Annotated in this window: 18 protein-coding genes; 9 read left to right on the forward strand and 9 right to left on the reverse strand. The window is 65.2% G+C overall.

The annotated features are described in order from the left end of the window. Positions 1 to 7: 7 nt before the first annotated feature. Positions 8 to 535, forward strand: a complete 528-nt coding sequence (gene moaB / locus ASF14_RS16400) for a molybdenum cofactor biosynthesis protein B (protein ID WP_056437505.1) — start codon at positions 8 to 10, stop codon at positions 533 to 535. On the opposite strand, the gene ASF14_RS16405 is transcribed toward moaB, so the two are convergent. After that, positions 536 to 868, reverse strand: a complete 333-nt coding sequence (locus ASF14_RS16405; protein ID WP_056437508.1) for a VOC family protein — start codon at positions 866 to 868, stop codon at positions 536 to 538. It lies immediately after the preceding gene. A gap of 102 nt (positions 869 to 970) precedes the next feature. Between ASF14_RS16405 and ASF14_RS16410 the strand changes: the two genes are divergently transcribed. Both ASF14_RS16410 and ASF14_RS22435 read left to right on the forward strand, forming a co-directional pair. Next, a complete protein-coding gene (locus ASF14_RS16410; RefSeq protein WP_056437510.1) occupies positions 971 to 2,038 on the forward strand; it encodes a PA0069 family radical SAM protein in 1,068 nt (355 codons plus the stop codon). A gap of 48 nt (positions 2,039 to 2,086) precedes the next feature. Continuing rightward, positions 2,087 to 2,221 carry a hypothetical protein gene (locus ASF14_RS22435; protein ID WP_257787190.1) on the forward strand — a complete coding sequence of 45 codons (135 nt, stop codon included), beginning with the start codon at positions 2,087 to 2,089 and terminating at the stop codon, positions 2,219 to 2,221. Positions 2,222 to 2,453: 232 nt separating this feature from the next. On the opposite strand, the gene dnaE is transcribed toward ASF14_RS22435, so the two are convergent. Next, positions 2,454 to 5,945, reverse strand: a complete 3,492-nt coding sequence (gene dnaE, locus ASF14_RS16415) for a DNA polymerase III subunit alpha (RefSeq protein ID WP_056437513.1) — start codon at positions 5,943 to 5,945, stop codon at positions 2,454 to 2,456. Between the two features lie 115 nt (positions 5,946 to 6,060). Here dnaE and ASF14_RS16420 point away from each other — a divergent pair, with 115 nt between their 5' ends. Then, positions 6,061 to 6,627 (forward strand): HdeD family acid-resistance protein, encoded by a 567-nt coding sequence (locus ASF14_RS16420; RefSeq protein ID WP_056438386.1) that lies wholly within the window; start codon positions 6,061 to 6,063, stop codon positions 6,625 to 6,627. A gap of 164 nt (positions 6,628 to 6,791) precedes the next feature. On the opposite strand, the gene ASF14_RS16425 is transcribed toward ASF14_RS16420, so the two are convergent. From ASF14_RS16425 to ASF14_RS16445, 5 genes are all read right to left on the reverse strand, one after another. Continuing rightward, a complete protein-coding gene (locus ASF14_RS16425; protein WP_056437516.1) occupies positions 6,792 to 7,274 on the reverse strand; it encodes a glutathione peroxidase in 483 nt (160 codons plus the stop codon). Beyond that, positions 7,271 to 7,864: a GNAT family N-acetyltransferase gene (locus ASF14_RS16430; RefSeq protein ID WP_056437519.1), complete on the reverse strand. Its 594-nt coding sequence runs from the start codon at positions 7,862 to 7,864 to the stop codon at positions 7,271 to 7,273. The genes ASF14_RS16425 and ASF14_RS16430 overlap by 4 nt, the downstream gene beginning before the upstream one ends. Next, positions 7,861 to 8,580 (reverse strand): ABC transporter ATP-binding protein, encoded by a 720-nt coding sequence (locus ASF14_RS16435; RefSeq protein WP_380773210.1) that lies wholly within the window; start codon positions 8,578 to 8,580, stop codon positions 7,861 to 7,863. The genes ASF14_RS16430 and ASF14_RS16435 overlap by 4 nt, the downstream gene beginning before the upstream one ends. Beyond that, complete coding sequence (locus tag ASF14_RS16440; RefSeq protein WP_056437522.1) at positions 8,573 to 9,823, reverse strand: lipoprotein-releasing ABC transporter permease subunit; 1,251 nt, start codon at positions 9,821 to 9,823, stop codon at positions 8,573 to 8,575. The genes ASF14_RS16435 and ASF14_RS16440 overlap by 8 nt, the downstream gene beginning before the upstream one ends. Before the next feature lie 665 nt (positions 9,824 to 10,488). Continuing rightward, entirely contained in the window at positions 10,489 to 12,939 is a 2,451-nt protein-coding gene (locus tag ASF14_RS16445) for a TonB-dependent receptor (protein ID WP_056437526.1), read from the reverse strand. A 245-nt stretch (positions 12,940 to 13,184) separates the two neighbouring features. Between ASF14_RS16445 and ASF14_RS16450 the strand changes: the two genes are divergently transcribed. Next, a complete protein-coding gene (locus ASF14_RS16450) occupies positions 13,185 to 13,661 on the forward strand; it encodes an Hsp20 family protein (protein WP_056438392.1) in 477 nt (158 codons plus the stop codon). Positions 13,662 to 13,968: 307 nt separating this feature from the next. On the opposite strand, the gene ASF14_RS16455 is transcribed toward ASF14_RS16450, so the two are convergent. Continuing rightward, positions 13,969 to 15,618, reverse strand: a complete 1,650-nt coding sequence (locus ASF14_RS16455) for a CTP synthase (protein ID WP_056437529.1) — start codon at positions 15,616 to 15,618, stop codon at positions 13,969 to 13,971. A gap of 106 nt (positions 15,619 to 15,724) precedes the next feature. Next, entirely contained in the window at positions 15,725 to 16,090 is a 366-nt protein-coding gene (gene secG, locus ASF14_RS16460) for a preprotein translocase subunit SecG (RefSeq protein ID WP_056437533.1), read from the reverse strand. A 287-nt stretch (positions 16,091 to 16,377) separates the two neighbouring features. Here secG and ASF14_RS20965 point away from each other — a divergent pair, with 287 nt between their 5' ends. From ASF14_RS20965 to zwf, 4 genes are read left to right on the forward strand one after another with little or no spacing between them, the layout of a single operon-like run. Next, entirely contained in the window at positions 16,378 to 16,698 is a 321-nt protein-coding gene (locus ASF14_RS20965; RefSeq protein ID WP_042482995.1) for a MarR family transcriptional regulator, read from the forward strand. Further along, complete coding sequence (locus tag ASF14_RS16465; protein ID WP_330218799.1) at positions 16,634 to 17,008, forward strand: SH3 domain-containing protein; 375 nt, start codon at positions 16,634 to 16,636, stop codon at positions 17,006 to 17,008. The genes ASF14_RS20965 and ASF14_RS16465 overlap by 65 nt, the downstream gene beginning before the upstream one ends. Continuing rightward, positions 17,005 to 17,931 (forward strand): N-acetyl-gamma-glutamyl-phosphate reductase, encoded by a 927-nt coding sequence (gene argC / locus ASF14_RS16470; protein ID WP_056437536.1) that lies wholly within the window; start codon positions 17,005 to 17,007, stop codon positions 17,929 to 17,931. The genes ASF14_RS16465 and argC overlap by 4 nt, the downstream gene beginning before the upstream one ends. 9 nt (positions 17,932 to 17,940) lie before the next feature. Continuing rightward, complete coding sequence (gene zwf, locus ASF14_RS16475) at positions 17,941 to 19,404, forward strand: glucose-6-phosphate dehydrogenase (protein ID WP_056437541.1); 1,464 nt, start codon at positions 17,941 to 17,943, stop codon at positions 19,402 to 19,404. Positions 19,405 to 19,465 lie beyond the last annotated feature (61 nt).

Raw genomic sequence — 19,465 nt, forward strand, 5'->3', positions numbered from 1 at the left:
CTCCGCCATGCCCATCGACACGACCCGCAGCTTCACTCCTGTCCGCATCGCAGTGCTGACCGTATCCGACACCCGCTCGCTGGCCGAGGACCGGTCCGGCGATACGCTGGCCGGTCTGCTCGCCGATGCGGGTCATGAACTGGCCGATCGCACCATCCTGCGCGACGATGCGGACCAGATCGTCGCCCAACTCAACCACTGGATCGACGATGCCAGCATCGACTGCGTGCTGACCACCGGCGGCACCGGAGTCACCGGCCGCGACGTCACGCCCGAAGCCGTCGAACGCGTTGCGACCAAGATGATACCCGGTTTCGGCGAACTCTTCCGCTGGCTGAGCTATCAGACCATCGGCACCTCGACCATCCAGTCCCGCGCCTGCGCCTGTGTGGCGCGCGGCACCTATATCTTCGCACTCCCCGGCTCGACGGGTGCGGTCAAGGATGCGTGGAACGGCATCTTGCGCGACCAGCTCGACAGCCGCCATCGTCCCTGCAACTTCGTCGAGCTGATGCCCCGCCTGCTGGAGCGCTGATCAGTCCGCCTGCATCGCCGCCAGTTCATGCCCGTCGACATCGCGAAAGTGAAAGCGCCGACCGCCGGGAAAAGCGAAGATCGGCACCACGATCGACCCGCCCGCCGCCTCCACGGCGGAAAGCGTCGCCTCAAGATCGTCGACCCGTATGACCGGCAGCGGGGCCTTCACCTTGTCCGATGCGGCATCGAGTCCGACATCGGTATCACCGCTCATCGTCGCGGCATAATCCGGCCCGAAGTCGGTGAAGGTCCAGCCAAACGCCTCTGCATAAAAATGCTTCGCCGCCGCCCGATCACCGACCGGCAATTCGAGATATTCCAGACGCGCCATTCGACCCTCCGTTCTTAATACGTTCCGATAATGATCGAATGGCTGCGGCGTAGCAAGCGTCCTATGCTTGCCCATTTGTTCCATTCATGTTCTATTCCCGCCATGTCGAAGATCGCGTCCCGAGGGGCCACCAACAACGCGACGAGCCGACGCTTCGCCCTGCCGGAGCGGGAGGTGGACGGCGACTGGCTCGACGCCCAGTCGCTGGTCGACGGCGCGCCGCCGCCGCTGCGAACCAGCGTCACGGTCCTGACGCCACGAACGATCCTGACACGCAACACCTCGCCCGACGTGCCGTTCAGCCAGTCGATCAACGCTTTCGCTGGCTGTGAGCATGGTTGCATCTACTGCTTTGCCCGGCCGACCCACGCCTATCACGACCTGTCGCCGGGGCTGGATTTTGAGAGCCGGTTGTTTGCCAAGCCCGATGCCGCCACTTTGCTTCGCGCCGAGTTGGCCAAGCCCGGCTACCGCGTCGCGCCGATCGCGCTAGGCACCAACACCGATCCTTATCAACCGATCGAGAGCGAATGGCGGATCACCCGATCGATCCTGGAGGTACTCGCGGAGACGGATCATCCGGTGGCGATCACGACCAAATCCGACCGCGTGGTGCGCGACGTCGATATCCTGGCCCCGATGGCGGCGAAGGGGCTGGCAACCGTCTGCCTCTCGGTCACCTCGCTCGACGCCAAGGTCGCGCGGACGGTGGAGCCGCGGGCGCCCACGCCCGAGCGACGGTTGGCGGCCGTGGCGAAGCTGGCGGCGGCGGGTATCCCCACCTATGTTTCGATCGCGCCCGTCATTCCCGCGATCACCGATCATGAGATCGAACATCTCGTCGCCCGCGCGGCGCAGGCGGGGGCGCGGCACGCCTTCTTCATCCCCATACGCCTGCCGCACGAGGTCGCCCCGCTGTTCCGCGCCTGGCTCGACACCCACTATCCCGAACGGGCGGGCAAGGTGATGGCGATCATCCGGTCCTTGCGGGGCGGGCGGGACAATGATCCCGATTTCTTCACCCGGATGAAGGGGCAAGGGCCATGGGCGGAGTTGCTCCGGGTCCGCTTTCACCGTGCCTGTAAGCTGCATGAGCTGAACCAGGATCGGCCCCGCCTCGATACCAGCCTGTTCCGTCCGCCCAGAGGCCCGCAGGGTGAGCTATTCTGAGGATCGTCCGGCCTCTCCAAGGCGTTATGCGATGGAAGGAGAGATGCCATGATGACCGATCCCGAACAGACCAGCCCGGAAAACCTGCCCAATGAGGATGAGGCCGATACCTCCGGCGGTGGCTATGGCAATCACGGTGAGGCCGGCGAAGAGGAACAGGATCGCCGCGAAGTCGGCGGCTGATATCGTCTGGGCTTAGGTCGAGAGCTGCCGCGAAGACCCGATTCCCATTGTCCACTCAGGCCACCGAAAGCCGGGGTCCAGTTACGACGCGATTGGCACAAGCTGCCCACGTTTGCACAACTGGATCTCGGCCTTCGCCTGGATGGTGGAAGACCTTCGCGATGACATAGGACCATCACCCGTTCTCGCACGAGACACGGGGTTCGCCGCTCATCGGCCGATGCGCGCGCCCTTACCCCACCAGGGCCAACCGCGCTTCGGACGACTTCATCGCCACCGCCTTCACCCCCGGCAGATCCTCGATATGGCTGGCTAGTTCGGCGTCGAGTAGGAAATTACGCCCGAGCGTCAGCAAGGTATCGCCGTCCTGCCCCTCGATCCGCGCCCGTACTTCGCCCCGGCCGTTGCGCAGCGGGTCCAACATGGCATGCAGCGCCTTGAACGCCACCTTGTCGGTCACCGTCACTTCCACCACGAACTTGGCGGTGCTGGCCAGGCCATCGAACAGCTGGACACGCTTGATGCTGACGCGCGGCGCTTCCTCGCCCGGTCGGCGATCCAGCTCGACGGTGATGAGCGCGCAATGCCCCTCCTTCGCCGCCTTTTCCAGATCGGCCGCCACCGAATCATCGAAACAGGTCGCCAGGAACTGCCCGGTCGCATCCGATAGCTGCGCCATCATGTAGCGCTTGCCGCGTGCCGAGGTACGCCAGCGCGCATCCTCGACCAGCGCCGCCATGGTCGCGCCGATCCGCGCCCCGTCGTCAGGGATTATCAGCTCGGTCAGCGAGGTATAGGTCCGCGCGCCGTGCATCTTGGCGATATGCGCATGGCGATCGACGGGATGCGCCGAGAAATAGAAGCCGAACGCCTCCTTTTCCTGCTCCATCCGCTGCGACAGGGTCCAGCGGGTGCCGGTCGGCAGCTTGATCGCGTCGCCCGCCACCTCGGTTTCTCCGAACAGGCCGCCCTGCCCGCTCGTCCGCCCCTCATGGGTGCGCGCGGCGATGGCGAGCACCGTTTCGGCCACCGCATGCACGCCCGCCCGGTTCGGCTCGATCCCGTCGAAGGCGCCCGCAGAGGCCAGGGTCTCCAGCTGGCGCTTGTTCATCAATCGCGGGTCGACCCGCTTGGCCAGCGCATCGAGCGAGGCGAAGGCACCGCCCGCCTGTCGCTCGACGACCAGCTTCTCCATCGCGCCTTCGCCCACCGACTTCAGCGCGCCCAGCGCATAGCGGACGGCCAGGCCATCCTCATGCGGCTCGACATCGAATTCGGCCTGGCTGGCGTTGATGCAGGGCGGCAGCATCGTCACGCCCAGACGCCGCGCGTCATCGACGAAGATGGCCAGCTTGTCGGTCAGCGCCATGTCGTAGCACATCGACGCGGCATAGAATTCGTGCGGGTGATGCGCCTTCAGCCATGCGGTCTGATAGGCGAGCAGCGCATAGGCGGCCGCGTGGCTTTTGTTGAAGCCATAGCCTGCGAACTTGTCGATCAAGTCGAACAGCTCATTGGCCTTCTGCGCGGGGATGCCGTTCACCTCCTGGCATCCCTTCACGAAGATGGCGCGCTGCGCGTCCATCTCCGCCTTCACCTTCTTGCCCATCGCCCGGCGGAGAAGATCGGCACCGCCCAGCGAATAACCCGCCAGGATCTGGGCGGCCTGCATCACCTGTTCCTGATAGACGAAGATGCCATAGGTCTCGGACAGTATCTGTTCGAGCAGGGGATGCGGGTAGATGATCTCCTCGGTCCCCTGCTTGCGGCGACCGAAGCTGGGGATATTGTCCATCGGGCCTGGCCGATAGAGCGACACGAGCGCGATGATGTCGCCGAAATTGGTCGGGCGCACCGCGGACAGGGTGCGCCGCATCCCTTCCGATTCCAGCTGGAACACGCCGACCGTGTCGCCCTTCTGGAGCAGGCCATAGGTCGCCTCGTCATCCCAGGCGAGCGCACCCAGATCGACCTCGACCCCACGCTTGGCGAGCAGCTGCACCGCCTTTTGCAGGACGGACAGGGTCTTCAGGCCGAGGAAGTCGAACTTCACCAGCCCCGCGCCCTCGACGAACTTCATGTCGAACTGCGTGACCGGCATGTCCGAGCGCGGATCGCGATAGAGCGGCACCAGCTGCGCCAGCGGACGGTCGCCGATCACCACACCGGCGGCGTGGGTGGACGAGTGGCGCGGCAGGCCCTCCAGCTTGGTGGCGAGATCCAGCAGGCGGCGGACCTGGTTGTCGTTGGCGTACTCCTTCGCCAACTCCGGCACGCCGTTCAGCGCACGCTTCAGGTCCCAGGGGTCGGTCGGATGGTTGGGCACCAGCTTGGCGAGGCGGTCGACCTGGCCATAGCTCATCTGGAGCACGCGGCCGGTGTCCTTGAGCACGGCGCGCGCCTTCAGCTTACCGAAGGTGATGATCTGCGCGACCTGATCGCGGCCGTATTTCTCCTGCACGTAGCGGATGACCTCGCCACGCCGGGTTTCGCAAAAGTCGATGTCGAAGTCGGGCATCGACACGCGTTCCGGGTTTAGGAAGCGCTCGAACAGAAGGCCCAGCTTCAGGGGATCGAGATCGGTGATGGTCAGCGCCCAGGCGACGACCGAGCCCGCACCCGAACCACGGCCCGGACCGACGGGAATGTCGTGATCCTTGGCCCATTTGATGAAGTCGGCGACGATCAGGAAGTATCCGGGGAAACCCATCTGGATGATAATGTCGACCTCGAACGTCAGGCGTTCGTGATAGGCCTCGCGCCAGCCGGGTTCACCCTCCCCTTCCAGCTCGGCGATGCGGTCGAGCCGGGCGTTCAGGCCGGCGGTCGCGTCGCGGCGGAGCATCGCCGCCTCGCCCTCGCGGTCGCCCGCAAGACTGGGGAGGATGGGCTTGCGCCACGGCGCCATCACCGCGCAACGCTGGGCGACGACCAACGTGTTCTCGATCGCTTCGGGTAGATCGGCGAACAGCTGCTTCATCATCTCGGCGGGCTTGAGCCACGCCTCGGGACAGCTTTTGGGGCGGTCGTCCATTTCGACATAGGTCGAATTGGCAATGCACAGCATGGCGTCATGCGCATCGCGGAAACCGCTATCGGTGAAACAGCAGGGGTTGGTCGCGACCAGGGGAAGGTCGCGGTCATAGGCCAGGTCGATCAGGTCCTGCTCGGCCGCCATCTCGATGGGATCGTCGCGGCGGGCGAGTTCGACATAGAGCCGGTCGCCGAAAATCGCCTGGAGCCGGTCGGCATAGGCTTTCGCCCGATCCGGCTGGCCCTCGGCGAACAGGCGGGCGATGCCGCCCTCGCCGCCAGCGGTCAACGCGATCAGGCCCTTGCTGAACGTCTGCAACGTGTCGAAGCCGACATGCGCGGCGAGTTCGATCGGGCGGTCCAGATGCGCCGCCGACACCAGCGCGCACAGATTGTCATAACCGGTCATGTCCTGCGCATAGAGCGCGATCCAATCGACCACCGCGCCGACATTGTCCGGCATGTCGGGACGCGCGATGCCTAGCATCGTGCCGATGACCGGCTGCACGCCCGCCTTCTTCGCGGCGTCCGAAAAGGCCATCGCGGCATAAAGGCCGTTGCGATCGGTCAACCCGGCGGCGGGAAAGGCATTCGCCTTGGCCTGCGCCGCAATCGCCTTGGGATCGATCGCGCCGTCGAGCATCGTGAAGGAGGAAAAGATGCGAAGCGGCACATATCCGGAATGCATCATCCATCCCTACCCGACCGTGCGTGATTCGACCAGTGCGCAACCCGGCCGCCGGAACACTGCTCAAGCCGATCCGTTACGCCAACAGAAGGGTTTATCCAGATCAGGGCGAATGACGATGACCGATACCGACCGATCCTTTGCCACCTCCTTGCGGCCCGGCGCGGGTTGGGGCTGGATTTTGGCCTATGGCATCGTGTCGGCGCTGCTCGGACTGGCTGCGTTCCTGTTTCCCGTTCCGGCGACCTTGGCCGCGACGCTGGTGATCGGGGCGTTCCTGATCGCATCGGGTCTGGTGTCGATCGGCGCAGGCATTTTCGGCAAGGGGCATGAGGGACGTGGTTATGCGATCGGGTTCGGCCTCGTGTCGCTGATCATCGGACTGATCATGGCGTTCGAGCCCGCGACGGGTGCGATCTCGATCACGCTGCTGGTGGCGGTGTGGCTGGGCTTGCGCGGGGCGCTGGAGATCGGGCTGGGCGCGCGGATGCGGCGGCGGCGCGGGTGGATGATCGCGCTGGGGGTGCTGAACATTCTGCTCGCGTTGTTCGTGCTGGCGACGCTGCCATGGAGCGCGATGACGCTGCCGGGTTACATCCTGGGGCTGAGCTTCCTGTTCGGCGGGATCACCGCCATCGCTTCGGCGCTGGACCACAAAAAGGGTGCGAGCGCTTTTTCGATTTGAGGGGGAAAGCGCCGTTCAGGCTGAGCGTCGTCAAAGCCCACGCCCCGACATCCGCCAATAGGGCACGGCCGCCCTTGGCCTTCGACTTCGCTCAGGCTGAACGGAGGTAGGGTATATCACCTCGCTCCGTTCATGCCGAGTGGGGCCGAAGCGCATGTTCCGCCCTATCGAAGCAACCCCTCGATATCCTTGACCATATCCTCGGGCTTGGTCGTCGGCGCATACCGACCGACCACCTGCCCATCCCGGCCGACCAGGAACTTGGTGAAGTTCCACTTGATCGCCTTCGTCCCGAGCACGCCCGGCGCTTCCGTCTTCAACCATTGGAACAGCGGATCGGCGTCATCGCCATTGACGTCGATCTTCGCCATGACGGGAAAGCTGACATCATAGGTCAGCGAACAGAAGTTCGCGATCTCCGCCGCATCGCCCGGCTCCTGCGCACCGAACTGGTTGCACGGAAACCCCAATATGGTCAGCCCCTGCCCCTCGAAACGGCGATGCAGCGCCTCCAGCCCCTCATATTGCGGGGTGAAGCCGCATTTGGACGCCGTGTTGACGATCAGCAGCACGCGCCCCGCATAGCGCGCCATGTCGACGGCCGAGCCGTCCGCCGCCTTGACGGTGAAATCCGCTATACCGCTCATGCGTGCTTCCCCAGCAGATAGTCGAGATTGGCACGGACGCCTGGCCATTCGCGGTCGATGATCGAATAGACGACGCTGTCGCGGATGCGCCCATCGGCCATCACCTGATGCCCGCGCAACACGCCATCCTTCTTCGCGCCCAGCCGCTCGATCGCCCGCTGGCTGCGCGCGTTGAGTGCGTCGGTGCGGATCTGGATCGCCTGGCACTTCATCACCTCGAAGGCATGGGCCAGCAGCATCCGCTTCGCCTCGGTATTGACGCCGGTCCGCTGGACCCGGGTGGCGTAGAAGGTGCCGCCTATCTCCAGCCGTCGATGCTGCGGCGCGATCCGCATATAGCGGGTGGTGCCGACCACCTCGCCGCCCGGCGTCTCGACCGTGAAGATCAGGGCGCGGCCGACGTCACGCTCCTTCAACGCCGCCGCCAGCCAGCGCTCGGGTTTCTTCATCATCGACACATTGGCGTAGAAGATGTTCCAGAGATCGCCTTCTCGCGCCGCCTCGACCAAAGCGGGCAGGTCGGCCTCGACAAAGGGGCGAAGCGTGACGTGGCGGCCGGTCAGCGTGGGCGTCTCGGTCCAGACGCTCATTGCAGGCGGCCTTCGTGCAAGCGCACCACCCGGTCCATCTTGAGCGCCAGCCGCTCGTTATGCGTCGCGACCAGCGCCGCCGAACCCTCGCCGCGCACCAGCCGCAGGAACTCGGCCAGCACGATTTCGGAGGTGTGCTCGTCCAGATTGCCGGTCGGCTCGTCGGCCAGCACCAGAGGCGGCTGGTTGGCGAGTGCGCGGGCGACGGCGACGCGCTGCTGCTCGCCGCCCGACAGCTGGCTCGGCCGGTGGGTCAGCCGGTGGCCCAGCCCCAGCGCGGTCAGCAGCCCCTTGGCGCGCGCCTCGGCATCGGCGGGCAGCTTGCCCTGGACGAGTTGCGGCAGGACGACATTCTCGATCGCGTTGAAGTCGGGCAGCAGGTGATGGAACTGATAGACGAAGCCCAGATGATCGCGCCGCGCGATGGTGCGGCCATGCGAGTCGAGCTTCGACACCTCCTCGCCCGCAATGCGGATCGAGCCGGAGAAACCGCCCTCCAGCAGGCCGACCGCCTGGAGCAGGGTCGATTTGCCCGAACCCGACGGCCCGAGCAGCGCCACGATCTCGCCCGGCGCGATGGCGAGGTCGACGCCGCGCAGCACCTCGATCGTCTGGCCGCCCTGCGTGAAGCTGCGCGACAATTCGCGGGTCGCCAGCACCGGCTCGGCGGCGTGGGGCTGGGCGACCGTTCCCATGCGGATGATCGGATCATTCATAGCGCAGCACCTGAACCGGGTCCGTGCTCGCCGCCTTCCAGGCGGGGTAGAGCGTGGCGAGGAAAGAGAAGACGAGCGCCATCGACGCGATCACGACGATCTCGACCGGATCGGTCTTGGACGGCAGCTCGGTGAGGTAGCGGATCGACGGGTCCCAGAGATTCTGCCCCGTCACGAACTGGACGAAGTTCACCACGCCCTGGCGATAGAACAGGAACACCGCGCCAAGTCCCAGCCCGGCGACGGTCCCCAGCGCGCCGATGGTCGTGCCCACCGTCATGAAGATGCGCATCAGGCCACCCCGCGTCGCGCCCATCGTCCGCAGGATCGCGATGTCGCGCGTCTTTGCGCGCACCAGCATGATCAGCGAGGACAGGATGTTGAAGACCGCGACCAGGATGATGATCGACAGCACGGTGAACATCGCCACCCGCTCGACCGCCAGCGCCTCGAACAATTGGGCGTTCATCGTCCGCCAATCGGCGATGACGGCCCGGCCGCCCAATTTGTCCGCCAGCGGCGCCAGGATCTGGCCCACCCGGTCGGCATCGACCGTCTGCACCTCGACCATGCCGACCGTGTCGCCCATCAGCAGCAGGGTCTGCGCATCCTCGATGGGCATGATGACATAGGCCTTGTCATAGTCGTACACGCCGATCTCGAAGATGGCGCCGACCGTATAGCTGACGATGCGCGGCACCGTGCCGAACGGGGTCGTCTGCCCCTGCGGACTGATCAGCGAGATTTCCGAGCCGACCTGCGCGCCCAGCGCCTCGGCCAGGCGGCTGCCGATCGCGATGCGCCCGCTGCCCGGTGTGACGCTGTTCAGATTGCCCATGATGATCTTGGAGCGGATGGCCGAGTTGCCACGGATGTCGGCGACGCGCATGCCCCGGACCAGCACCGCCTCGACCCGGCCGTTATAGCTGGACATCAATGGCTGTTCGATCATCGGCACCGCGCTGGTGACGCCGGGCGTGGCGCGCGCGTCACGCACGATGTCGCGCCAGTCGGGCAGGCGTCCGCCCACCCCCTGCACCACCGCATGGCCGTTGAGACCGACGATCTTGTCGAACAGTTCGGCGCGAAAGCCGTTCATGACGCTCATGACGATGACGAGCGCGGCGACGCCCAGCATGACCGCGACCAGGCTGATCGAGGCGACCAGGAAGATGAACGCCTCTCCCTTGCCCGGCAGCAGATAGCGCCGGGCGATCATCCGTTCATAGCGTGACAGGATCATTGATATCCGATCGATCCATGGAGAAACTGAAAAGCCCAAGGGCTGTACGGGCGGTACCCGGTGCTGGCAATGCCGCGCCCGGTCCGCGCAGGCAAACGGCCGACCCGCCCCATTGTTGCGCGCGCGCCACACAAGCGGCGCAATCGTAGCAAGGATGCCGCAAGAGGGATGACAAGCGGCCCTGCCGTAACGTACCACAATCTTACTGAGACACAGGCAGCAACGGCCGTGGTTCGGGGATTGCTCCAACGCTCACCCAACGAGGTTGATGCGGGAGCGGGAAAAGGGGGCTGACGAGCGATCGTCACGCAGGCGCCCGGATCGGAAACGGTCCGGGCGTTTGGCATTTCCGGCACGATCACATGCCATCCCTCGAAAAGCCGCCGGAACCGGCTGAGGAACGGGGAGCTTCCAGACTCCGTCCCCAGATGCCGGCCCGGCGCCCGTTCACGGGACTGTCGCTATACCAGATCAAGATGAACCGAATGTGGACGGGCCGGGTGATTCGTCAGAGGGCGACTTGCCCCTCCACCACTCGCTTACGCGAGCGGTCCCCCTCCCCAAGCAAGCTTGGGGGGATCAAGAAGGCCCATTCCTCTCCAATCTTGCTTGGGGAGGGGGACCGCCGGGCGCCAGCCCGGTGGTGGAGGAGCAAGGCCCCAACGTCAAAACGACTTGGAAATCGTGAACCCGTAGGTCCGCGGATCGCCCGGCTGCCCCACGATCAACCCCGTCGATCCCGACTGGGTCGCCAGCAATTCATAGTAATTGTGATCGAACAGGTTGCGCACCCAGACAAAGGCGTTCCAGCTGCCCGGCGCCTTGAACCCTGCACGAACGTTGGACAGGCTATAGCCATTGATATCGGTATAGGCCGAGCGAGACGGGTTGGACGAGAATTTGGAACGGTAGCTGCCGTCATAACCCAGATAGAATTGCCCCTCGGTCCCCGCCACAGTCGCGGGCAGGTCGTACTCCGCACCATAGGAAAAGGCCCAGCGCGAGACGCCCGGCAACCACTGGCCCGAGATGTCGCAATAAGGCAGCGAATTGCCCGGCGTGCCCGCCGCCGCAGGGGTGCCGACGATCTGGCCGTTCACTACCGGCAGCGCGGTGCCCCCCGACAGCTCGGGCGGGCATGGCGCATTGGTGAAGCGGGTATAGCGCGCATCGGTGAAGGCCGCATTGGCATAGACGTTGAACCGGCTGGTCGGGCGGAAGGCCGAGTCGATCTCCACCCCGCGCGTCCGCACGCGGCCCGCATTGGCCAGATAGCCGCGCAGGACGTTGACCTGAAGGTTGTTCACCGTCGCCTGATAATCGCCGATCTCGGTCCAGAAACCCGCGATGTTCACGGTCGCGCGGCGGTCGGCGAATTGGGTCTTCAGTCCCAGCTCGAAATGGTTGACCTTTTCAGGCCGCACCGTCTGCGTCGCCAGGATCGGGTTGTTCTGCGCATCGAGCGGCAGGCCGGACAAGTTGATGCCGCCCGACTTATAGCTGCGCGCATAGGTCGCATAATAATGGACGTTCGGGTTGAACTCATAGGCGACGGTCAGATCACCCGACAGGTTCCAGTTGGTGAAGGACGGCGTGTAATTCTGCGGCGCGAGCACCCCGCGCTGGTCGCTGGTCAGCGCGGTCGAACCCGCCCCATTGGTCACCACCGAGAGATACGACCCATCCTTGCGATCGTAATTGAGCCGCAAGCCGGGTGACACCGACAGGCGATCGTCGACATGCCAGGTCAACTTGCCGAACAGGGCGGCCGAGGTGTTCGTAAAGCCGATCGTGTTGCGCGAGGTCAGGCCGTTCAGCGTCGCCGGATTGCGACCGCCCGTACTGGTCGGGTTGAGCAGGAAGGCGCTCGCCGCCGGTCCCTGAACTTGAAGCCCCTGCGTGTCGATCGACTGCCAGAAATAAAAGGCACCCAGCACATAATCGAGCGTCCGCTTGCCGTTCGATGCAATGCGCAGTTCCTGCGTCACCTGGCTCTGCTGCGACGGATTAGCCGAGACGGTGGTGATGGGCAGGCCGATGAAGTCGCGGTCGTTCGACGGGTCCCAATGCCAGAAACGCCAGGCCGACACGCTGGTCAGCGTCGCCTCCCCCACATCCCAGTTCGCGACCAGCGACAGTCCGCCCAATTCCTGCCTGGCGCGCAGATCGGTATCGACATCGGTCAGCCGATCGAAGGCATTGGTCGAGGGCACAGTATAGCCCTGCGCCGCCGCCAGTGCGGCATATTGCCGGTTGAGCGGGCGCTGCGTCGCCCCCACCCGCGCATAATATTGGACGCAGCAATTGGGGTTCTGCCGCGCATAATCACCCGACAGGGTCAGGTCGAGCGTCGGTGTCGCGTGCCACAGAAACTGACTGCGCAGCGACAGATTGTCCTGGCTGTTCTGCCATTCCTGCTGACGCGTATTATAGATGGTGCCGCGCCGCGTGGTAATCGAGGTCGACAGGCGGAGCGCCACCTTGTCGTCGACCAGCGGGCCGGACACCGACGCCTTGCCCTGGAAGAAGTCGTAATTGCCCGCGCTCAGCTCGACCCGCGCCTCGGGCGTGAAGCTCGGCGGACGGGTGATGATGTTGATCGCGCCCGCCGTGGTGTTCTTGCCATAGAGCGTGCCCTGCGGCCCGCGCAGCACCTCGATCCGCTCGGTATCGGTGAAGTCGAACGTCGCCGAGGCGATGCGGCTGTAATAGACCTGATCGACATAGATGCCGACGCCCTGTTCGATCCCGTCATTGGTCAGCCCGAACGGCGCGCCCAGTCCGCGAATATTGGCGGCCGAGTTGCGCGGGTTGGTCGAGTAGAATTGCAGCGTCGGCTGGATCTGGGTCAGGCGATTGACATTGTACGTCCCCGTCTCGGCCAGCGCGGTGCCGCCGATCACTGACATGGCGATGGGCACCGACTGGATCGTCTCGGCCCGGCGGCGCGCGGTGACGACGACATCGCCCCCGCCCTGCTGCGCCGTGCCTAGCCGCCCTTCGTCGCGAGGTGCTTGGGGGGTCTGGGGGGTCTGCTGTTCGGCATTCGGATCGGCTTGCGGATTGGCAGCGTCGGCCGTTTGCGCCGCCAGGATCAAGGCCAGGGTCAAGGACATGGAAGCTCCCCTTTTGATTTCATCTCCCATTCACACATCGTTTTAGTAGGCATTCAAGCCCGCCATGGCTTGGGATGAGCGAAGATTTGCTTTTCGATCCTCAAACGCCCTTGAAGCGCATTCCTTACGAACCATATCGGTTCGCGTGCGGTGCCGGTATCGGGCCGCACGGATGGGTCGACCCGCCCCGCGCCGGGGTGGATCGGCCGATCCCGTTTCAATTCGCTTCTTATGGAGGTTTTGACATGCGTATCGACCTAACTCCGTATCGCCGCTCGACCATCGGCTTCGACCGGCTGTTCGATCTGCTGGAGGCCAATTCGCGGGCCGCTTCGGCGGAGAATTATCCCCCCTTCAACCTCGAGCGTCTGGCCGACGACCGTTACCGCATCACCCTGGCGGTGGCCGGTTTCGCGCGTGACGAGATCGAGATCACCGCGCAGCAGAACATGCTGCTCGTCACCGGCAAGAAGGATGACAAGGCGGGCTCGCCCAACTTCCTGCATGTCGGCATCGCCAATCGCTCGTTCGAGCGGCGCTTCGAACTGGCGGACTTCGTGTTCGTCGAGGATGCGCGCCTGAACGACGGCCTGCTCGTCATCGACCTCGTCCGCGAGGTGCCCGAGGCGATGAAGCCCAAGACGATCGCGATCAAGACGGGCCAGCCGCTCGCTGCGGTGGAGCATCACGCCGGTGAGGCCGACGAGGCCAAGGCGGCGTAAGCAAGCTCGACGTCTTTCCCTCCCTAAAGACGTCGCGGGGCGTCCGGACCGACGGGTCCGGGCGCCTTTTGTTTGGAGCTGAGCGCATGGAGCTAGCCCTGCTCCTCCCCAAGCTGGCTTGGGGAGGGGGACCATCGCGCCAGCGATGGTGGAGGGGCGATGACGGACCGGCCATGCCCCTCCACCACGCCCTTCGGGCGCGGTCCCCCTCCCCGAGCGAAGCTCAGGGAGGAATGGATTTGCTCCCGTTCACGCCCCACCAAAAAGAAAAACCCCGCCTCCATCATCTGGAGGCGGGGTTCTCAAATCACACCAACCGGCTCTGCTTGACCGCCGCTTCGATGAAGCTGGCGAAGAGCGGGTGCGGGTCGAAGGGTTTGGACTTCAGTTCGGGGTGGAACTGCACGCCGACGAACCACGGATGGTCCGGCCGCTCGACGATTTCGGGCAGCGTGCCGTCGGGTGACATGCCGCTGAACACCAGGCCGCCCTTTTCCAGCGCGTCCTTATAGGTGGTGTTCACCTCGTAGCGGTGACGATGCCGTTCCGAGATGTCTTCGCCGCCATAGATCGACGCGACGACGCTGTTGCCCGCAAGCTTGGCGTCATAGGCACCCAGGCGCATCGTGCCGCCCATGTCGCCGCTGGACTCGCGCTTCTCCAAACCGTCGCGGCCCATCCACTCGGTGATGAGGCCGACGATCGGCTCGGAGGTCGGGCCGAACTCGGTCGAGGAGGCATCGGCGATACCTGCCAGGTTCCGCGCGCCTTCGACGCAGGCCATCTGCATGCCGAAGCAGATGCCGAAATAGGGCACGCGACGTTCGCGCGCGAAGCGGACCGCCTCGATCTTGCCCTGCGCGCCGCGCTCGCCGAACGCGCCGGGGACCAGGATGGCATGGCAGGGTTCGAGCTGCTGCGCGATCTCGCTCTCATCGCCCTCGAACAGCTCGGCGTCGATCCAGCGGATATGGACCTTCACCTTGTTGGCGATACCGCCATGCACCAGCGCTTCGTTCAGCGACTTGTACGCGTCCTGCAGGCCGACATATTTGCCGACCACGCCGATCGTCACTTCGCCTTCCGGGTTGACCAGACGGTCGACGATCTCGGTCCAGCGCGACAGGTCGGGCGCACCCTCGGGCTCGATGCCGAAGGCGCGGAGCACTTCCGAATCGAGACCCTCGGCATGGTACTGGAGCGGCACCGCATAGATGCTCTTGGCGTCCAGCGCCGGGATCACTGCCGAAGGCGGCACGTTGCAGAACAGGCCGATCTTGGCACGGTCCGAGGCGGGCAGCGGATGCTCGCAGCGGCAGACCAGCACGTCGGGGGCGACGCCCAGCGCCGCGATCTCGCGCACCGAATGCTGGGTCGGCTTGGTCTTCAGCTCGCCCGCCGCCGCGATGTAGGGCACCAGCGTGACGTGGATGCTGATCGACTTGCCACGGCCCAGCTCGTTCTTGAGCTGGCGGATCGCCTCGATGAAGGGCAGCGACTCGATATCGCCGACCGTCCCGCCGATCTCGCAGAGGATGAAGTCGATCTCCTTGCCGTTCTCGTCGAGCGTATCGGCCTTGGCGAACGCCTTGATCGCGTCGGTGACGTGCGGGATCACCTGGACGGTGGCACCCAGATAGTCGCCGCGCCGCTCGCGCTCGATGATCGTCTTGTAGATCCGGCCCGAGGTCACATTGTCCGACTGGCGCGAGGACACGCCGGTGAACCGCTCATAGTGACCCAGGTCGAGATCGGTCTCGGCCCCGTCGTCGGTCACGTAGACTTCGCCGTGCTGATACGGGCTCATCGTGCCCGGATCGACGTTGAGATAGGGATCGAACTTGCGGATGCGAACGCTGTAGCCGCGTGCCTGCAAGAGAGCCGCAAGAGAGGCCGCCATGAGGCCTTTGCCGAGCGACGAAACCACGCCGCCGGTGATGAAGATATACCGCGCCATGGGAAGAATCGCCTAGCTTGGATGGGGTGGATACGACAACAGCAAAGATGCGCGCCGCCGGAAAATATCGGCGGCGCGTTGGCCTATGCTGCGATGGAAACGGGGCTTAGCGGGCGAGCGGAACCGCCGAATTGTCCGCCGGTGCCTGGGCAGGCGACGCGCCGGTTGGGACCGGGGCGGGCGCGGGCTGGGTGATCGGCGCCTGAGTCGCGGGCGTGCGGGCCAGCGAGGTATCGATGGCAGGCGCGCCGCGCGTCGCGGCCAGTACGGCCAGCAGGATCGAGAAGCCGACGAACGCGGTCGCCAGCACCGCCGTCGCACGGCTGAGGAAGTCCGCCGCGCCGCGCGCCGACATCAGCCCCGACGGGCTGCCCCCCATGCCCAGACCGCCGCCTTCCGACCGCTGCATGAGGATCACCGTGACCAGGGTCGCGGCGATGATGGCGTGGATGACGAGCAGAAATGCGAACATGAGGCGCGTATGATCCCGAACAAGGGGTGTGCGAAAGCGCGCACATAGGCGACGTACGTGGCGGGATCAACCATGCGGCTGGTCGGCACCCCGTTCCCTGCCATCCGATGGGCTGAAAAGGTTCCGGAAAATCCCTGACCCAAGTTGTTCATCTCATCGGAACAGGAGTGAAACCACCGTGGATAAGCGGCGTTATGACAACGAAACAACGCCCGGCAAAGCCCGGCACAGCCATTGGAATCGCCATCGTGTCCAACCCGCACGACCCGCAGTCGCTGTTCGCCTGGATGAGCGCCCTTGTCGATTATGTCCGGTCGGGCGAACCCGATCTGACCAATCGGCAAATGGCTTTGCTGCTCGTCGTTTATTTGCGCCCGGGCCCTCATACGGTACGCGGTTTGGCGCGCGCCTTGAACGTCTCGAAACCTGTCGTTACCCGCGCCTTGAATAGACTGGGAACGCTGGGCTATCTGCGCCGCCAACGCGATGATAGCGACAAGCGTAACATCTTTGTCGCCAGGACACCTGAAGGGGCGGACTTTCTTGAAGAATTCGGACATTTCATCGGCGCTGGCGACGCCCCAGCCCTCCAACGGGCCAACGCGTAAGAGCTTTGCCCTGCAGGGACGCACCGTCGGGCTCGACCCGCGCACCCATGCGGTTCGCCCCGATCTGGCCGATGTCCGGCTCGCTGAATACGTATTCGCGCCCCATTATGCCGCGCCCCTGCCCTATAGAACCCACGCGCCGGTGACACTGCGCGAGGGACGTGCCACGAACAGCGCGGTCCTGGCCGAGTTGCGGTCGGGCGAGACGTTCGAGGTGCTGGAACTGGCGGGCGGCCATGCCTGGGGCATCGCGCCGCATCTCGGGCTGGTCGGCTATTGCGATGCGGGGCTGTTGGAGCGGGTGCAGTGACGAAGACGGTATTCATCGATGGCGGCGCGGGCACGACCGGGCTGGAGATCGCCGACCGGCTGGCGGGGCGTCCCGACCTGTCGATCCTGACCCTGCCCGATAACCGCCGCAAGGATGCCGAGGCGCGACGCGAAGCGATCAACGACGCCGATTTCGTCATCCTCTGCCTGCCCGACGATGCCGCGCGCGAGGCCGTGTCGCTGATCGCCAATGACCGGACCCGCGTGGTCGACGCCTCGACCGCGCACCGGACCGCTGCGGGATGGGTCTATGGTTTTGCCGAGCTGGAGCCGGAGCAGCAGGACAGGATCGCCGCGGCGCGGTTCGTGTCCAATCCCGGTTGTTATCCGACCGGCTTCCTCGCACTTGTCCGTCCGCTGGTGCGCGCCGGGATCATCCCGGCGGACTTCCCGGTGACGGTCAATGCCGCCTCGGGTTATTCGGGCGGCGGCAAGGCGATGATCGCCGAATATGAAACCGCCACCGAGCGCGCCTTCCGCCCCTATGGCCTCACCCTCGCGCACAAGCACGCGCCGGAGATGCAGCGTCATTCGGGCCTGACCCATGCGCCGATCTTCGCGCCTGCCGTGGTCGACACCTATCGCGGCATGGTCGTCGAGGTGCCCCTGCCCCTTTACGCCCTGCCGGGCGCGCCCTCGCTCGACCGCGTGACGCAGGTGCTGGCCGAGGCCTATGCCGACAGCCGCATCGTGCGTTTTTCGGCGGATGCCGTAGCGGCGGTGAATATCGAGGAAAATGCCGGAACTGACCGGATGACCTTGCGTGTCTGCGGCAATGCGGCCACGGGACAGGCGCGACTGATCGCCACGCTCGACAATCTGGGCAAGGGTGCCGGGGGTGCGGCGGTCCAGAACCTGAATATCATGGCCGGGCTCGATCCGACCGCCGGCCTCGTGCTCTAAGGAGACGTCATGACGCGCAATCCCGTTGGCAAGCTACTGCTGTTCGGCGCGACCGGCGACCTGTCGCAGCGGATGCTGCTGCCCTCGCTGTTCAACCTCCATTCGGACGGGCTGCTGCCCGAGGGGCTGACGATCACCGGCACCGCCCGGTCGGACCATGACGATGCCAGCTTCCGCGAGTTCGCGGCCAAGGCGCTCGACACCTTCCTGCCGGACGACCGCAAGGACGCCGACAAGATCGCCAGCTTCCTGGAACGGGTCCAGTATCAGTCGCTCGACGCCTCCTCGACGGACGGCTTCCCGGCGCTGGCGGAGAAGGTCGGCGACGTGTCGAACGGCCTAGCCATCTATCTGTCGACCGCGCCCAGCCTGTTCGAGTCGACCATCAAGGGCCTCGAATCGGTCGGGCTGGCGGGCGAGACGGTGCGGATCGGTCTGGAAAAGCCGCTCGGCTACGATCTCGCCTCGTCCAAGGAGATCAACGACGCGGTCGCCTTCGGCTTCCCCGAGGAGCGGACCTTCCGCATCGACCATTATCTGGGCAAGGAAACGGTCCAGAACATCCTGGCGCTGCGCTTCGGCAATTTCTTCTTCGAGCCGATCTGGAACGCGCACGGTATCGACAATGTGCAGATCACCATCGCCGAGACGGTCGGGCTGGAGGATCGCGCGGGCTATTATGAGGGTGCGGGTGCGCTGCGCGACATGGTGCAGAACCACATCCTGCAGCTGCTCGCGCTCGTCGCGATGGAGCCGCCCGCGCGCTATGACGGCACCGCGATCCGCGACGAAAAGGCCAAGGTCTTCCGCTCGCTGCGCCTGATGACGCCGGAGGAAGTGCCCAACCACACCGTCACCGGCCAATATGCCGATGGCGCGGTCGGGGGTAAGATCGTCGGTTCCTATGCCGACGAGCTGGGCAAGCCGTCCAAGACCGAGACCTTCGTAGCGATCAAGGCGCATGTCGACAATTGGCGTTGGCAGGGTGTGCCCTTCTACCTGCGCACCGGCAAGCGCATGGCCGCGCGCCGTTCCGAGATCGCGATCCAGTTCAAGCCCGTACCGCACTCGATGTTCGCCGGGCGTGGCGGCCTGCTCCAGCCCAACACGCTGGTCATCCGCCTGCAGCCCGAGGAATATATCCAGCTGCTGGTGATGGCGAAGGAGCCGGGCCTCGACCGCGACGGCATCCGCCTGCGCGAAGTGCCGTTGAACCTGTCGCTCGACGCCGAGTTTGCGGGCACCCGCCGCCGCATCGCCTATGAGCGGCTGCTGCTCGACCTGATCGAGGGCGATCAGACGCTGTTCGTCCGTCGCGACGAGGTGGAGGCGCAATGGACCTGGATCGACGCGATCCGAGCCGGTTGGGACGCCAACGACGTCAAGCCCAAGACCTATCCGAGCGGCAGCTGGGGCCCCTCCTCCGCCATCGCGCTGACCGAGCGCGACGGGGTGCACTGGCAGGACGACTGATCGCCGCCGCCCCGATCGTGAGGGCGAAGACTTTGGCGCAATATGGCCCGTCCGTGCGGCG

This window comes from Sphingomonas sp. Leaf257 (genome assembly GCF_001422185.1).
Classification (GTDB): Bacteria; Pseudomonadota; Alphaproteobacteria; order Sphingomonadales; family Sphingomonadaceae; genus Sphingomonas; species Sphingomonas yabuuchiae.

Bases quoted from the DNA above. Each gene is read 5' to 3' on its own strand.
- moaB (WP_056437505.1), top strand. From the start codon at position 8: ATGCCCATCGACACGACCCGCAGCTTCACTCCTGTCCGCATCGCAGTG.
- ASF14_RS16405 (WP_056437508.1), bottom strand. From the start codon at position 868: ATGGCGCGTCTGGAATATCTCGAATTGCCGGTCGGTGATCGGGCGGCG.
- ASF14_RS16410 (WP_056437510.1), top strand. From the start codon at position 971: ATGTCGAAGATCGCGTCCCGAGGGGCCACCAACAACGCGACGAGCCGA.
- ASF14_RS22435 (WP_257787190.1), top strand. From the start codon at position 2,087: ATGATGACCGATCCCGAACAGACCAGCCCGGAAAACCTGCCCAATGAG.
- dnaE (WP_056437513.1), bottom strand. From the start codon at position 5,945: ATGATGCATTCCGGATATGTGCCGCTTCGCATCTTTTCCTCCTTCACG.
- ASF14_RS16420 (WP_056438386.1), top strand. From the start codon at position 6,061: ATGACCGATACCGACCGATCCTTTGCCACCTCCTTGCGGCCCGGCGCG.
- ASF14_RS16425 (WP_056437516.1), bottom strand. From the start codon at position 7,274: ATGAGCGGTATAGCGGATTTCACCGTCAAGGCGGCGGACGGCTCGGCC.
- ASF14_RS16430 (WP_056437519.1), bottom strand. From the start codon at position 7,864: ATGAGCGTCTGGACCGAGACGCCCACGCTGACCGGCCGCCACGTCACG.
- ASF14_RS16435 (WP_380773210.1), bottom strand. From the start codon at position 8,580: ATGAATGATCCGATCATCCGCATGGGAACGGTCGCCCAGCCCCACGCC.
- ASF14_RS16440 (WP_056437522.1), bottom strand. From the start codon at position 9,823: ATGATCCTGTCACGCTATGAACGGATGATCGCCCGGCGCTATCTGCTG.
- ASF14_RS16445 (WP_056437526.1), bottom strand. From the start codon at position 12,939: ATGTCCTTGACCCTGGCCTTGATCCTGGCGGCGCAAACGGCCGACGCT.
- ASF14_RS16450 (WP_056438392.1), top strand. From the start codon at position 13,185: ATGCGTATCGACCTAACTCCGTATCGCCGCTCGACCATCGGCTTCGAC.
- ASF14_RS16455 (WP_056437529.1), bottom strand. From the start codon at position 15,618: ATGGCGCGGTATATCTTCATCACCGGCGGCGTGGTTTCGTCGCTCGGC.
- secG (WP_056437533.1), bottom strand. From the start codon at position 16,090: ATGTTCGCATTTCTGCTCGTCATCCACGCCATCATCGCCGCGACCCTG.
- ASF14_RS20965 (WP_042482995.1), top strand. From the start codon at position 16,378: ATGAGCGCCCTTGTCGATTATGTCCGGTCGGGCGAACCCGATCTGACC.
- zwf (WP_056437541.1), top strand. From the start codon at position 17,941: ATGACGCGCAATCCCGTTGGCAAGCTACTGCTGTTCGGCGCGACCGGC.